Source organism: Methanobrevibacter sp. (genome assembly GCF_017409525.1).
In the GTDB taxonomy this organism is placed as follows: Archaea; Methanobacteriota; Methanobacteria; order Methanobacteriales; family Methanobacteriaceae; genus Methanocatella.
Genome location: NZ_JAFQSO010000004.1, coordinates 1 through 12775, shown reverse-complemented (window position 1 = coordinate 12775; position 12775 = coordinate 1). Strand labels below are relative to the sequence as shown.

The 12775-nt window shown below is 37.6% G+C and carries 14 protein-coding genes; 8 read left to right on the top strand and 6 right to left on the bottom strand.

Annotated elements, in window-relative coordinates:
- Window positions 1–12: 12 nt before the first annotated feature.
- From IJE64_RS01680 to IJE64_RS01665, 4 genes are all read right to left on the bottom strand, one after another.
- On the bottom strand, window positions 13–195 hold the full coding sequence (locus IJE64_RS01680; RefSeq protein ID WP_292781118.1) for a hypothetical protein: 183 nt from the start codon (window positions 193–195) through the stop codon (window positions 13–15).
- Entirely contained in the window at window positions 195–3053 is a 2859-nt protein-coding gene (locus IJE64_RS01675) for an Ig-like domain-containing protein (protein ID WP_292781115.1), read from the bottom strand. Before IJE64_RS01675 ends, IJE64_RS01680 begins: the two co-directional genes overlap by 1 nt.
- Window positions 3054–3178: 125 nt before the next feature.
- On the bottom strand, window positions 3179–3817 hold the full coding sequence (locus tag IJE64_RS01670; RefSeq protein WP_292781113.1) for a cobalt-precorrin-7 (C(5))-methyltransferase: 639 nt from the start codon (window positions 3815–3817) through the stop codon (window positions 3179–3181).
- 24 nt (window positions 3818–3841) lie between these two features.
- The gene (locus IJE64_RS01665; protein WP_292781111.1) at window positions 3842–4711 is read right to left on the bottom strand and encodes a metallophosphoesterase; all 870 of its coding nucleotides are present in this window, start codon (window positions 4709–4711) and stop codon (window positions 3842–3844) included.
- Window positions 4712–4790: 79 nt separating this feature from the next.
- Between IJE64_RS01665 and IJE64_RS01660 the strand changes: the two genes are divergently transcribed.
- The 4 genes from IJE64_RS01660 (at window position 4791) to IJE64_RS01645 (ending at window position 8055) form a co-directional block, all read left to right on the top strand.
- The gene (locus IJE64_RS01660; RefSeq protein ID WP_292781109.1) at window positions 4791–5981 is read left to right on the top strand and encodes a redox-regulated ATPase YchF; all 1191 of its coding nucleotides are present in this window, start codon (window positions 4791–4793) and stop codon (window positions 5979–5981) included.
- Between the two features lie 197 nt (window positions 5982–6178).
- Window positions 6179–6499, top strand: coding sequence for a TIGR04076 family protein (locus IJE64_RS01655; protein ID WP_292781106.1), 321 nt, complete (start codon window positions 6179–6181; stop codon window positions 6497–6499).
- Between the two features lie 28 nt (window positions 6500–6527).
- Window positions 6528–7541, top strand: coding sequence for an SLC13 family permease (locus IJE64_RS01650; protein ID WP_292781104.1), 1014 nt, complete (start codon window positions 6528–6530; stop codon window positions 7539–7541).
- 142 nt (window positions 7542–7683) lie between these two features.
- The gene (locus tag IJE64_RS01645) at window positions 7684–8055 is read left to right on the top strand and encodes a hypothetical protein (protein ID WP_292781101.1); all 372 of its coding nucleotides are present in this window, start codon (window positions 7684–7686) and stop codon (window positions 8053–8055) included.
- 278 nt (window positions 8056–8333) lie between these two features.
- Here the strand turns inward: IJE64_RS01645 and IJE64_RS01640 are convergent, their stop codons facing one another.
- Window positions 8334–8732: a C-GCAxxG-C-C family protein gene (locus IJE64_RS01640; RefSeq protein WP_292781098.1), complete on the bottom strand. Its 399-nt coding sequence runs from the start codon at window positions 8730–8732 to the stop codon at window positions 8334–8336.
- Window positions 8733–8820: 88 nt separating this feature from the next.
- Here IJE64_RS01640 and cfbD point away from each other — a divergent pair, with 88 nt between their 5' ends.
- Genes cfbD through IJE64_RS01620 form a run of 4 tightly spaced genes read left to right on the top strand, consistent with a single transcriptional unit; the run spans window position 8821 to window position 12343 of the window.
- Complete coding sequence (cfbD, locus tag IJE64_RS01635) at window positions 8821–9894, top strand: Ni-sirohydrochlorin a,c-diamide reductive cyclase catalytic subunit (RefSeq protein ID WP_292781095.1); 1074 nt, start codon at window positions 8821–8823, stop codon at window positions 9892–9894.
- Window positions 9891–10487, top strand: coding sequence for an imidazole glycerol phosphate synthase subunit HisH (hisH, locus tag IJE64_RS01630; protein ID WP_292781093.1), 597 nt, complete (start codon window positions 9891–9893; stop codon window positions 10485–10487). Before cfbD ends, hisH begins: the two co-directional genes overlap by 4 nt.
- Window positions 10488–10489: 2 nt before the next feature.
- The gene (locus IJE64_RS01625) at window positions 10490–11854 is read left to right on the top strand and encodes an AIR synthase-related protein (RefSeq protein ID WP_292781090.1); all 1365 of its coding nucleotides are present in this window, start codon (window positions 10490–10492) and stop codon (window positions 11852–11854) included.
- A 51-nt stretch (window positions 11855–11905) separates the two neighbouring features.
- On the top strand, window positions 11906–12343 hold the full coding sequence (locus IJE64_RS01620; protein WP_292781088.1) for a hypothetical protein: 438 nt from the start codon (window positions 11906–11908) through the stop codon (window positions 12341–12343).
- Window positions 12344–12561: 218 nt separating this feature from the next.
- On the opposite strand, the gene IJE64_RS01615 is transcribed toward IJE64_RS01620, so the two are convergent.
- On the bottom strand, window positions 12562–12775 hold a 214-nt coding region (locus tag IJE64_RS01615), incomplete at its 5' end, for an Ig-like domain repeat protein (protein ID WP_292781086.1).

Sequence of the window (12775 nt, the reverse complement as noted above, 5' to 3'; positions counted from 1 at the left end):
TTTAACTTTTAACTAATTTTTAAGTCTTACAACACTATTTATGAATAAGATTACTAGCATTATGAATCCGATTGCATAGTTCATGGAGTTGGTTTGCGCAATTAGGATGATTTCATATGCAAAGCAGATTATGAATGCGATATCTAAAATCTGAATTATTCTGGGCTGTTTTTTATAGTATTCAATTATTTCCATTACATTATCTCCTTCCAGCTGTCGTCCCAATATTGTGTAGGCATGCTTATTGGGGTCCAGTATTCGTCGCTAAAGTAGTCGTATGTCTCTTGCCTAGTTAGTTTTCTCACGTTTCCATTGCTTATGTATACGGCATTGTCCCTGTCTAGACTCAAATCGCCATTGATTTTCACTTCAATGTAGTCATAGCCTCCCTCATCGTTTGGAATATTGTATATCTTCTTTCCCTGCAGATAACCTGGCCTTGTAAATGCCACAGTATCCATAAGCTTATGCCAGTCGTTTTGATTTACTACATTGTCTCTGAATATGGTTCCTGCATTTTGTATTACTGCCATTGTGGAGAATAGGCCTAGGCATGCTGATGAAGCTCCCTGCAAGGTTTTTTCCAATACTAGCTTAATTCCATAATATGCTAGAACGCTTAAGGGATGCAAGTTATCCAAAATGTCAGACAAACCGTTAATTCCATCATTGAACGAGTTTAAAAGATTTCTGATTCCTGAAATAATGTCCTTTGGAACTATTCCGACACTGCAGCAATCTCCGGATGTGGCTATCAATGACCCTTTGTAAACAGTATTGTTTTGACTTAATATAACCTTTGCAACACCGCTTGTTGAGTTGAGCATGATTGCAGATTTTGTCCCGTCTTCAGAGAAAATGTAAATCATTTCTCCCAATTGTGCCATGCTGAACTTATTTTTCAATATTGCATTTAATATGTTGTCCTGTGAATTTGTAGTGTTGTCCATAAATCTCCAGGCGACCTGTGATAGGGAATAATCTTCCAGGTTCGGCAGGTTCATGGAATTAATCAGTCTAAACAATACGGCATTTTTCTCATTTCCACTAACTTTCATTCCCATGTCTGCATCCAGAATGTTTAGATAAGTGTTTTCAAGATTTATTCCGCCCAATATTGTAACCCCATTATCTCTCTTCCAGGTCACTTCAAATTCCTTGGAATAGCTATCGGCCAGTTCGTCTGCCATCCATGCTGTTTGAAGTGAGGCCAAATGCATTCCATAGACATTCATCACGCCAAATCTTGATAAGTATTTTGAATTCATGGAAACCCAATTTTGCAATGTGTCTGCAGTAATCTTCTCGTTAATAATGCTGTAGCTTTGAAGGAATTCAAAGCCAAGGCTTCTGCGGTATTTCATGTCAAGCCCATAGCTTATAGTTTCCGTTTTTTCAAGTTCCTGTTTTCCATTGACTGTAAATTGGGTAATCAAATCCTCTTTGGAGACATAGCCTGCAATACTCTTGCCGTAATACGTGAATTCTACAGGAATATTGGAGTTTGCAAATCTGATTGAAGCGGCATTGTGGTTGGTGATTTCATCATAGCTTTTTGTGTTGAAGTCATTCATTGATTTTTGATAGTATTTTGCCAGACTGTATTTCAGGCCGGTTTCATCAAAGCTGTATGTTTGGAAATTAATTTTGGCTGTGATTTGGTCATTTTGCATGTATGTTATTGTTTCGCTATTGGTGAGGTATTTGTCTGCATACATGCCGAACAGTTCCACATTGTCGCTGGTGTTTGACTGATAGTCTATTTGTGTAAATCCGTCTATTTTTGAAATCACTATTCCATTGTCTTTTAGATTGTTTCTATTCACATTGCTTTTAATTCCGCTTCCGTCTAAAGGAATCAGATAATTGTTGTATCCGATTACCGTGGAATCGATGCCTCCGATTTTGGAGGTTGAAAACAAATAGATTTCATTGCCGATTTCAACAGTGAAAACCTCATTTTTCGGCATTTTTATTATTCCATTCGAACCGGTTTTTAGAGAATATTGGGAGTTTTTAAATACATATGGGGCAGTCACATTGACATAATCGGGAATCAGAATTGTATGCATGAATTTCGATGTTTTTATAAGTTTATTCACTGTTATCGTGTTAATTGATTTAAGTCCTGAATATTCTGTTGTTATTGTGTATTTTCCGGCATCTAAATTCAGATTCAATGTTGCGATTCCACTTTTATCGGTGGTTTTCGTATAGGTTTCGCCGTTGACAGTTATCGTTACCTTCTTGTTTGGCGATGCTTTTCCATAGCTATTTAAAATTTTCACATTGAATTTGGCGGTTTGGCTTTCATTGACTGTCAGATCATTTGTCTCAATCAATGATTTGATGTTGACGGTTTTTGTTATGGTTTCAGTGGTTTTTGGGTTTGTCACGGAAATGCTGTATTGTCCCGGTTTTAGGTCAATGGCTAGCTTTCCAACGCCCTTTGCATTGGTTTTTATGGAATATGTCTTGCCGTTTAATTTAACTTTTGCTGCTGTGTTCTTTAAAAGCTTTCCCTTTTGGTCATAGAATGTGGCAAAATAGGAGGCTGTGTTTTTATAGTATTTTGTGAAGTCGCTGCACTTTATTGTGCTTTTGATTATTACAGTGCTTTTGGCGCTCTGTTTTGAATATTTGCTTGTTCCCTCAAATGTCGTTAAGACATTGTAGATTCCGCTTTTTAAATTCAAGTTGATTGATGCTGTTCCCTTTTTGTCGGTTACCTTGCTGTAGGTCACTCCGTTTATTGCAATTTTAACTTTAACGTTGCTTATTGCCTTTTTGCTTTTGTCTTTAAGAGTAACCTTAAATATGCTTCCATCCTTGTAATGCATTTTAACGTCGGGTGCGGTCAAGTAGACTTTTTCGGGGGTCTGCTCGGCACCCAAACTGTCCGTTTTTACATTGTTTACCTTACTTAATTCCTGATTTGAATCAGACTGTTTGATAGCTTTCAATGTTCCATTTTCAAAATCGCTAGCGGAAACTGCCGATATTAAAAAAACAAATAGGAAAATGAAACATATGGTGTTTATTTTAATATTCATAGTATCTACCTTGACGTTAATTTTTCAAAATCAACAATCAAAGTATGATTTCTAGAATATTTAAGCTTTAATTTTAAAAATAAATGATAAATAACTTTTAAAATGAATTTTGGGAATAAATTGTCTTAATATATTACCATAATGCACATATAGGTAAATTCGCTTTCGGCAATATCTTCTAAAGTGGATTCGACAATTTGCTCATCAGGGTAGCTTAGACGTTCACAGACAACAACTTTTCGTGCCGGCTCAACGCCGTTGTCAAGCAGGAACTGGGCCATGTCCTTCACTTTTCTTGAAGGAAGCGCAATTGTTGTCTTTCCGTTGTTTATGACTGGAAGGATGTCTTCGATGTTTTCCCTTCCATGGAAGGTCATCACGTTGGCATTGTCCCATTGGATGTGGCATTTTGCTGCCGCAAGCTGGAGCGAACTGATTCCCGGAATCACTTCAATTTTGTCCTTATCAAATCCATTTTCATCCGAAAGTCTTAAGACAGTATTCAGGACTCCTGAAAAACCAGGATCTCCAGTTGACAATATTGAAACGGTGTTGCCGTCACATGCCAGCTGAACTCCCTCCTCGAGCTTGTCCAACAGGTCTTTCACATTGAATGCAATCTTTCCTTCAACATCTCCAAACAGTTCAATTGCTCTTGTGCTTCCGACAGTGTAATCGCTTTCATTTACAGTATCGATGGCTTTTTTGGTTAAATATTCGCTTGAGCCCGGGCCAATTCCAATAATAAAAATTTTTCCAGTCATTTTAATCATCAGTTTTTACTTTATTCATTTTAAGGGTATCTTTTGTTTTTTATCGGTTTTAAGGGTAATTATAGTAATCTCTGGTTTGCAGTTGATTCTTATTCTAAACGAATTTGTTCCAAGCCCCTTGCTTGTGTATTGAATCATATTTTCTACATTATAAAGCCCAACAGGGTATTTTGTTGAATTCGGCCCTCTAAAAGGGGTGGTTTCAAATGAGGGAATGATGAATTGTCCTCCATGTGAATGGCCAGAAATCTGCAAATCAAACCGCCCAGTTTTGGATGATTCTTTTGCAAAATCAGGTTCATGGGCAAGCAATACTGTAGGAACATCTTCCGGCAGTTTGGAAATTACCTTATCTAAATCATCAGCACAGACAGTACAGCTATCAACGCCTGCAACATTCAAGCAATCCCCATTTTTTTCGAATGTTTTTACATCATTGCTCAAATCAACGATGTCTGCAGCCTTGAAAATATCTCTTACCTTTTCAGCTCCCATCCAGTGGTCATGATTTCCCAAAACTCCCAACTTGCCGTCGGGGGCTTTCAGTCTTTTCAAGGAATTCTGCAGCGATTCAATATATTCGTCAATGACATATGAGAAATAGTCGCCGGTCAATGTAATCAAATCGATATTTAATGTATTCGCATAGTCTACAAGGTCATCTAGATATTTTGGGTTAATCCATTGGCCCAAATGAATGTCGGTTAGATTTAATATGCGGTAATTGTGGAAGTTCCAGCCTAGATTCTTCAATTCGATGTCAATTTCCACTAAATCAATGTTCTTTTCACTGAATTTTTTGTCCGGCAATGAATATGTTATCGCATCCTGGATTCCCTGGCGAACTTTCATAGCTGATGGACGGTCAATCTCTTCATCTTTCATTGAATAGTATTTACTTTCTGAAACTATATATAATTTTAAAAACAAAAATTATGATGTCATTAGAAATAAAGTGATTATTATGCTTCAAATTGCAGTTTGTGGAAAACCGAATGTAGGAAAATCATCTTTTTTCAATTCAGCAACAGCATCGGGGGTTGAAATGGCAAACTATCCATTTACAACAATTGATGCGAATAAGGCGGTTGCTCACGTTATTAAGGATTGCCCATGTAAGGAACTGGGCGTCATATGCAATCCCCATAATTCCATATGTGTCGATGGAAAAAGATTATTGCCGATTGAGATGATTGACGTTGCAGGATTAGTTCCTGGAGCGCACGAAGGAAAAGGATTGGGTAATAAGTTTTTAGATGAACTGATGCAGGCCAAAGTGTTTATTAATGTCATTGACGCTTCAGGCTCAACAGACCTTGAGGGAAATCCGGTCGATGCTGGAAGCCACGACCCGCTTGATGATCTGGAATTTCTTGAAAACGAGATTGTAATGTGGATGTATGGGATACTGTCCAAAAATTGGGTAAGGCTTGTGAGAAAGGTAGGTGCCGAGCACCTTGACATTTCAAAAGTGTTGTTTGACCAATTGTCCGGAACAGGAATAGCTATTGAGGACATCATTGAGGCCAGAAGAACAATCGAGCCAGATTACAACAAATGGGAAGAAGAAGACTTGATTGAGCTTACACGCAACATTCTGCACATTGCAAAGCCGATGATGATTATTGCAAACAAGGCGGACCTGCCGACTTCAGCTGCAAACATCGAAAGAATCAAGGAAAAGTATCCGAACGTGATTCCAACCTCTGCAGGTTCAGAGCTTGCACTAGTGAAGGCTGCAGAAAGCGGCTTGATTAGCTATTTGCCCGGTGATGACCATTTTGAAATCCTGAAACCTGAAGAATTGTCTGAAGCCCAACGCAAAGGTTTGGAGTATATTCAAACCAGCATATTGGATAAATACGGCAGCACTGGGGTTCAGGATGCATTGAACTATGCAGTCTTCGAATTGCTTGGCAGGATTGTCGTCTATCCTGTTCAGGATGAGCATAAATACACTGACCAAAAGGGCAATGTCCTGCCTGATGGATTTTTGGTTCCTAAGGGCTCAACTCCACGTGAACTGGCATATATTGTCCACACAGATATTGGAGATAAGTTCATGCATGCAGTGGATGCAAGAAAGAACATGCGTGTCGCCAGTGACTATGAGCTGAAAGACGGCGATATCATAAGCATCGTTACAAGAGGATAATTCTTCTTTTAATTATTTTTTTAACATTAACGGTTGGGTTTTTGGTTTTCAAGTCTGTTTTCTTTTGAGGATATATATCCCAAAGCTTTTTTGGATTCGTTTTTTTAAATCCTTGCAGTTAATGTTAATTGGAGTGAAGGATTTTAGCAGTTGTTAATCTAGATTATATAATATGTAAACAAATATGTGGTTAGGTGATGGGCTTGTATAAGGTAAAAATCTCTGTTGTTAGGAAAGTGAGGCATGATGATTTGATTGAGAAATATGAAAATCCTCTGGAACATGAATGTGATGTTGAAGAGGGTGATGTTTTCATAGCTAACGGTTGGCAAAAACCAGATAATTTCTGTGACAGTGCATGGGAGAGCGTTTCACCCTTTGTGCTTGCATTGGCCAATGGCGCTGAGGATTTCTATGGGGGATGGATGAAAAATAAGAAATCGGCCATGATATCCTGCAATGACGGCTTCAGGCCTGTAAGTTTTCTTCTGGAAACATTGGATGAAGAGGCAGATTAACTTAAAAATATTAGCTTAAACAGATATTATGCCTAATTTAGTTGATAAAAGCTTTGATTTTTTTAAAAAAGAGATAATATTTTCAATATCATTAATATTAGCTATTGTTTCTTGTTTTTTCGTCCATCCAAGTTTTAATTATGTATATTACATCAATTGGGAAACGGTCATATTGCTTTTTGTAATCATGGTCATTGTTGAGGTCTTAAAGAATTTATCCCTTTTTGAGATTTTGGTCCGTAAATTGCTGAGAAAAATTGGAAACGCTCGAGGTCTTGTTTTAGTTTTGGTTTTCACATGTTTTATCAGTTCCATATTCATCACAAACGATGTGTCTTTAATTATTTTTGTACCATTTTCCATTTTGGCTTTAAGAAGAGTCAATAGGGTTGATTTGGCGGTATTTACAGTCAGCTTGCAGACGATTGCCGCTAATGTCGGATGCATGGTTCTTCCTATCGGCGCTCCGCATAATATCGTGATGTACACTGTCTCCAACATTTCATTCGAGTCATTTTTCCTACTGCTGCTTCCTTATATCATTGCATCTGTGATATTTTTATTTGTATTGTTGTTATTTGTCCCGCGGGATGATATTGAGTTGCCAGAAATGAAAAAAATCAGGTTTAATCGCAAAAATTTCTTTAAAAGGGTTTTTCTTGGTGTCGATTACTACTTGCTTTTGACATTCATTGCACTTTTCATTTTGTTTGGAAATCTTGAAAATATTCCGTTTTTCAGTTCATTGTTTACCAAGTCAATCGTTGGAAATGAGGTGTTGTGGGGTGTGGTTGCATCCCAGGTAATTTCAAATGTTCCTGCCGCAATATTGCTCAGCGGTTTCAGCACAAACTATGAAGCTATCATCGTTGGAATCAATATTGGCGGATTTGGAACACTTGTAGCATCCATGGCAAACTTGATTTCGTATAAAATCATTGTTCGTGAATATGATGAGTTTAAAATCAGGTATCTGGCAGTATTCACGGTTTTAAACATTATTTTGCTGGCCATCCTATGGGGAGTTTATATTTTCATTTGAATTATTCATTTTAAAATATTAGTTTTAAACACAATGGAAAATTATTTATTATCAAAAATCATAATTATGATTAACATATTAATATTGGGTGTTTAAAATGAGAAAAAGTTATATTTTAATTTTAAGTTTAATACTTGCAATTTTGAGTGTTTCGGTTGTTAGTGCTGGATTCTTTGGATTTGGGGATGATAGTGATAAATTAACCGTTGAAGACCTTAAAATTAATAATGAAGGCTATGGTATGTATAAAGTTACTTGTAATTTAGAAGCGGCTAAAGAATTTGATTATTTAGAAATGGTTGTAGTATTCTATGATGATTCAGGTGCAATCATTGATAAGAGCCCTCTTGTTTGGAATATGAATTCTGTTCCTAAAGATCAACCTATCAAAGTTTCTGGTTCTGCATATGTTTCTGGTAATGACATTCCATCAAAAGCGGTTGTATATATCTTTGATGATGTTTTAGCAGATGATTTAGATGATGCTATATTTAATCAAACAATTGAAATGTAGATAATTTAAATCATTTTTAATATTTTCTTTTTTTTCATTGTTTTGAATAATTACTGTAAAATATTCGTTTCAAACACTACTTAATATTCCTTACTTTCACCTTTTAAGCATCATCTATCTTTCTTTAAAAAACATTGTGAGGACTACATTTTCAACCATAAATTCTAGGTAGGTTTCCTCAAAATCATATAACCCTTCAAATGAAGATTATTCGCATATGATTTGAGGACATCATTTTTTTTTACTAAAATTCTGGCTAAGGTTACTCACCGAGCAGATTATTCCTCCAACAAGTCAGCAACTTTCTTTGCAATGAACACGCAGCAGTCGACGCATGGGGATTTGTCTTTGCCGTGGTCGCTTATCTTGTCGCATCTCACTGTTCCGTATTCGTCTTTAAAGGCATTGAAAATTTCTTTTGCATTGGCTTTGATTTTGCTAACATCATCTAAAATCAGCCCGTTTGCCATCAATGCTCCGGTGACGGCACCGCAGGTTCCCTCATCAAAGGTTCCTCCAATTCCGCCTGCAAATCCGCATCCTAATCTGGTCATTTCATCAGCTGTGATGTCAATCTCGGCGGTTTCGCAAAGACCCATCAAGGTTGACTCGGAGCAGCTTTTTGTTTTTCTGTATTCCCTAATTTTTTCTTCCAAAATTTTCTCGTCAAGTTTCATAATGCAATCTCCCTGAATTTGTTAATTAATTATATTAATTAAGAATTAAAAATACTTATTTGTTAAAAATTTGTTAGGTGAAAAAAATATGCATCCGAGACCAAGTCCAATTGCCGCTACCCTTTACACTTTAAGGGATATGAACGTAGATGTTATTGTCATGCACGGGCCTACAGGCTGCTGTTTTAGAACAGCCAGACTTTTAGAAAGCGATGGTGTGCGTGTAGTAACTACAGGAATGTCTGAAAACGATTTCATATTGGGTGCCGGTGAAAAACTAGTCGACACATTAGTCGAAGCTTATGACATGTTCCATCCGAAATTGATGGGCATTGCGGGAACATGCGCAAGCATGATTATCGGCGAGGATTTAAAGGAGGCGATTGCAACTGCTGACTTGCCGTGCACAGTCATTCCAGTCGAATCCCATGGGGGGTCTGGCGAGGGCGACAATACTGTCGGCGCGATAATGGTTTTAGATGCTGCCGTTGAATGCGGTGTAATACCTAGAGAGGAGGCAGACAGGCAAATTGAAATGCTTGAAAAGGCAACTGAAGTTGAAAAGACTCGTGGAATGGCACAGGGTAAGTATATCAAACCTAATTTCGGTGATTCAAAGGAAAGCGTTGCAAAAAGGGTAGTCAATGCACTGAAGGATAATAAGAAAGTCGCATTTGTCCTGAACGTTAAAAAGGAAACATCATATTTATTTTCAGATATCATAAATTTTGACTATAGAAAAATCAACCCTGACAACAGGCCTGTTTTCGTGGCCAATTTGGATGAGAACATAGGCCTTCCAAGAATCAGGCAGCATGCAGTAAACATCAAGAATCAGCTTGACATCGAACCGGATTTTATTACAGGAGGCCTTGACGAGTATCCCATAACTGCAAACAGGGCTGCTGAATACCTGAAAGATAAGGATTTGGATTTGATTGTCGTATTCGGAGTTCCTCATGCATTCCCGATTGAGGAATTTGACACAGAATCTGTTGCTGTAACCGATGGGCCTCGTTTGGTGGAGCCTCTAAAGGATTTGGGCTACACTCATGTTGTTGCAGAGCTTGATGCCCACTCAAAAACCCTTGGAACTGATAAAATTGTCTTTTCAGACTTTGGAGGAATGATTAGATCAGCTATCGGGTGGTTGGACGAATGATAACGATTATAGATTATAAAAGCGGAAACCTTAAAAGCATTTCCAATGGATTTAGAAAGATTGGATGTGACTTTCAGATAACTGACGATAAGGAGATAATAGCCAATAGCGAATATTTGGTTTTGCCAGGTGTTGGAGCTTTTGGAAGCGCAATGGAAAACCTAAAGCCATTTGAAGATGTTATAAGAGAACATGTCGGTGATGATAAGCCGTTTTTGGGAATTTGCCTTGGCCAACAGGTGTTGATGAGCGAAAGCGAAGAGTCTCCTGGCATTAAAGGTCTGGACTTATTCAAGGGGCATGTTGAATTGCTTCCTGAAGGAGTGAAAATACCTCACATGGGCTGGAACAAATTGAATGTTGTCAATGATTCACCAATTTTGCAAGGCATTGACGGAGAGTTTTTCTACTTTGTTCACTCCTATCATGTGGTCCCGGACGATGACAATATCATTGCTGGAGTCTGCGAGTATGGTGGTGATGTGGTAGCCAGCTTATCTCAGAATAATTTGTTTTCTACACAGTTTCACCCGGAAAAGAGCGGGGTGGCTGGACTCAAGATTTTGAAAAATTTCACTGATTTGGAGATTTGATTATGGATATTGAAGGATTTGTAAGAGCAAGAATTGATGATTATGATTATGATGACCTAGCAGAAATTTTGGCTGTTAGAATAAGAGAATACAAGAAAATTTCAGAAGAAAATTCTTATGAAATGGCAAAGGCAGTAATTGATGAAGTTTCAACCACTTTAAAATTACAGGAAAGTGATGATGAGTTTTTAAAGGAAATAGCCAGTGTTAACAAGGCTGATGTGCTCATGGGCGAGATGGGAGTCGGATCCCGTGGAGCCGGGGACTTCTTCGTTCACAGAAAGATTGCAGAAATTGTATCATCAACAAATACTGCATCACTGGTAAACCCGTCAGAGCAGGACGATGGTGGAGTCGTGAAGGCCCCAGTCAAAAACGATGAGGTTTACATTACAACTGCCGTTGATGGAATCCACTCACGTTTAAGTGAATATCCGTTTTTAGGCGGTTTTCATGTAACCAGAGCAACACTCAGGGATGTTTGCGTAATGGGGGCAGACCCGGTAGCCATCTTGAGTGATGTTCACCTTGCAGATGATGGTGATGTTGCAAAAATATTCGATTTCACAGCAGGTGTTGCGGCAGTTTCAGAGCTTGTGGATGTTCCAATAGTTGCGGGAAGTACATTGCGTGTCGGCGGAGACATGGTTTTAGGCGACAGATTCGTATCAGCTGTTGGAAGTGTGGGAGTATCAGCATATCCTCCAACCGCAAGAAAAGGAGCGACTGAAGGGGATGTCATTTTATTAACAGAAGGTTCCGGTGGAGGAACAATTACAACAACTGCACTTTACAATGGATTTTTCGATGTCGTATGGGATACAATGAACGTCAATTTCGTTCAGGCATCACATGCATTGTTTGAAGCTGACCTTGTAAAAGACATCCATGCAATGACTGACGTAACAAACGGTGGTCTTAGGGGAGATGCTCATGAGATATCAAATACAACCGGTGTCGGTCTTGAGTTTTATGAAAAGGAAATAAGGCAGATGGTTGCGCCAAATGTATTGAACATGCTTGAAACTTTAAATATCGATCCATTGGGTGTGTCAACCGATTCATTGATGCTGATTGCACCTCCGGAAATTGTCGGAGATATCAAAAAGGCAGTTTCCAAATATGATGTTGCAATATCTGAGATTGGTGAGGTCAACAACTCCGGCGAGCCAATCCTGATAAAAGAGGATTCAACTGAAGAAAAATTGGTTCCTCTATTTAGGGAAGCGGCTTATACCAAAATCAAAAAGTTGGTTGGTGAAACAACCCCTGAAGACTTTGAAGAAATGAAGCAAAAGGTTCAAGAGGCTTCAGATGCGGCTATCGCTAAAAAGGAAAAAGTGATAAAACACATTCGTGCAAATTAATTTTTGCACACTTTACTATTTTTTTAATATTTTAAAATCCTATTCTCATTTATGACAGATGAAAAAGGAAGTTTTTATTTAATAGAGTCAATATTGGCAATATCAATTCTTTTGATGGCTATCTTTATTGTAAACACTGTAATATCCATGCCCTCTCCAGATTATTCTTATGACACTCTAGATTTTAAAACAAGTCAGGATATCATGGAAACGTTATCGGGAAAGGTTAATTTCACAGATAAAAGTTTTATAGGAAGAATTTCCGATATCCTAAAGGATAATAAGAATTCAAAAAAATCGATTAAGGAGGTTTCGGATATCTGCAAGGAAAAGTTTGACACATTGAATCTGAAAAATTATAGGTTTTGTGAGAATGATGTTTTGGATGGGAAAGTATTGGCCAGTTCCGGTGATTTTTCAAAAGCAAGCAATGTTTCACAGGCAACAAGGGAATATGGGGATTATTCTTACTCATTATATGTATGGTAATGATTTAAATGTAATGTGAATATCACATACTTAGTGTCTCTCTAGAAATAATTATCATAAAATTTCTTTTACTTTGATATTTTCAATTTGTCAATCTGTTAAATCAAATTCCATTTTAGTCATGGTTTCAAATTCCTTATTAGAATATGAATGAATGCAATCGTTAATGTTTGATAGTCGATTAAAAAAAGAAAAATCATAGTGAGAATTTAATCTCACTAGTTAATTGTTATTTTTACAGATTTGCTTGCAGAGTTGTATGTCTGGTCACCGGCATAACTAATCTTGGCTGTGTATTTGCCTTTCTTAGTTATTTTGATGTTGAATGACACTTGTCCTTTAGAGTTGGTTTTTCCTGTGTAGGTTTTACCATTTATTTGCATGGTAACTTTCAAACCAGTTCTAAGGTGTGCTTTTCCATCAGCGGATGAA

What these genes read in the sequence shown, in the direction of transcription:
- IJE64_RS01620 (WP_292781088.1), top strand. Translation starts at nt 11,906, where the DNA reads ATGACAGATGAAAAAGGAAGTTTTTATTTAATAGAGTCAATATTGGCA.
- IJE64_RS01660 (WP_292781109.1), top strand. Translation starts at nt 4,791, where the DNA reads ATGCTTCAAATTGCAGTTTGTGGAAAACCGAATGTAGGAAAATCATCT.
- cfbD (WP_292781095.1), top strand. Translation starts at nt 8,821, where the DNA reads ATGCATCCGAGACCAAGTCCAATTGCCGCTACCCTTTACACTTTAAGG.
- IJE64_RS01665 (WP_292781111.1), bottom strand. Translation starts at nt 4,711, where the DNA reads ATGAAAGATGAAGAGATTGACCGTCCATCAGCTATGAAAGTTCGCCAG.
- IJE64_RS01650 (WP_292781104.1), top strand. Translation starts at nt 6,528, where the DNA reads ATGCCTAATTTAGTTGATAAAAGCTTTGATTTTTTTAAAAAAGAGATA.
- IJE64_RS01625 (WP_292781090.1), top strand. Translation starts at nt 10,490, where the DNA reads ATGGATATTGAAGGATTTGTAAGAGCAAGAATTGATGATTATGATTAT.
- IJE64_RS01640 (WP_292781098.1), bottom strand. Translation starts at nt 8,732, where the DNA reads ATGAAACTTGACGAGAAAATTTTGGAAGAAAAAATTAGGGAATACAGA.
- IJE64_RS01655 (WP_292781106.1), top strand. Translation starts at nt 6,179, where the DNA reads ATGGGCTTGTATAAGGTAAAAATCTCTGTTGTTAGGAAAGTGAGGCAT.
- IJE64_RS01670 (WP_292781113.1), bottom strand. Translation starts at nt 3,817, where the DNA reads ATGACTGGAAAAATTTTTATTATTGGAATTGGCCCGGGCTCAAGCGAA.
- hisH (WP_292781093.1), top strand. Translation starts at nt 9,891, where the DNA reads ATGATAACGATTATAGATTATAAAAGCGGAAACCTTAAAAGCATTTCC.
- IJE64_RS01680 (WP_292781118.1), bottom strand. Translation starts at nt 195, where the DNA reads ATGGAAATAATTGAATACTATAAAAAACAGCCCAGAATAATTCAGATT.
- IJE64_RS01675 (WP_292781115.1), bottom strand. Translation starts at nt 3,053, where the DNA reads ATGAATATTAAAATAAACACCATATGTTTCATTTTCCTATTTGTTTTT.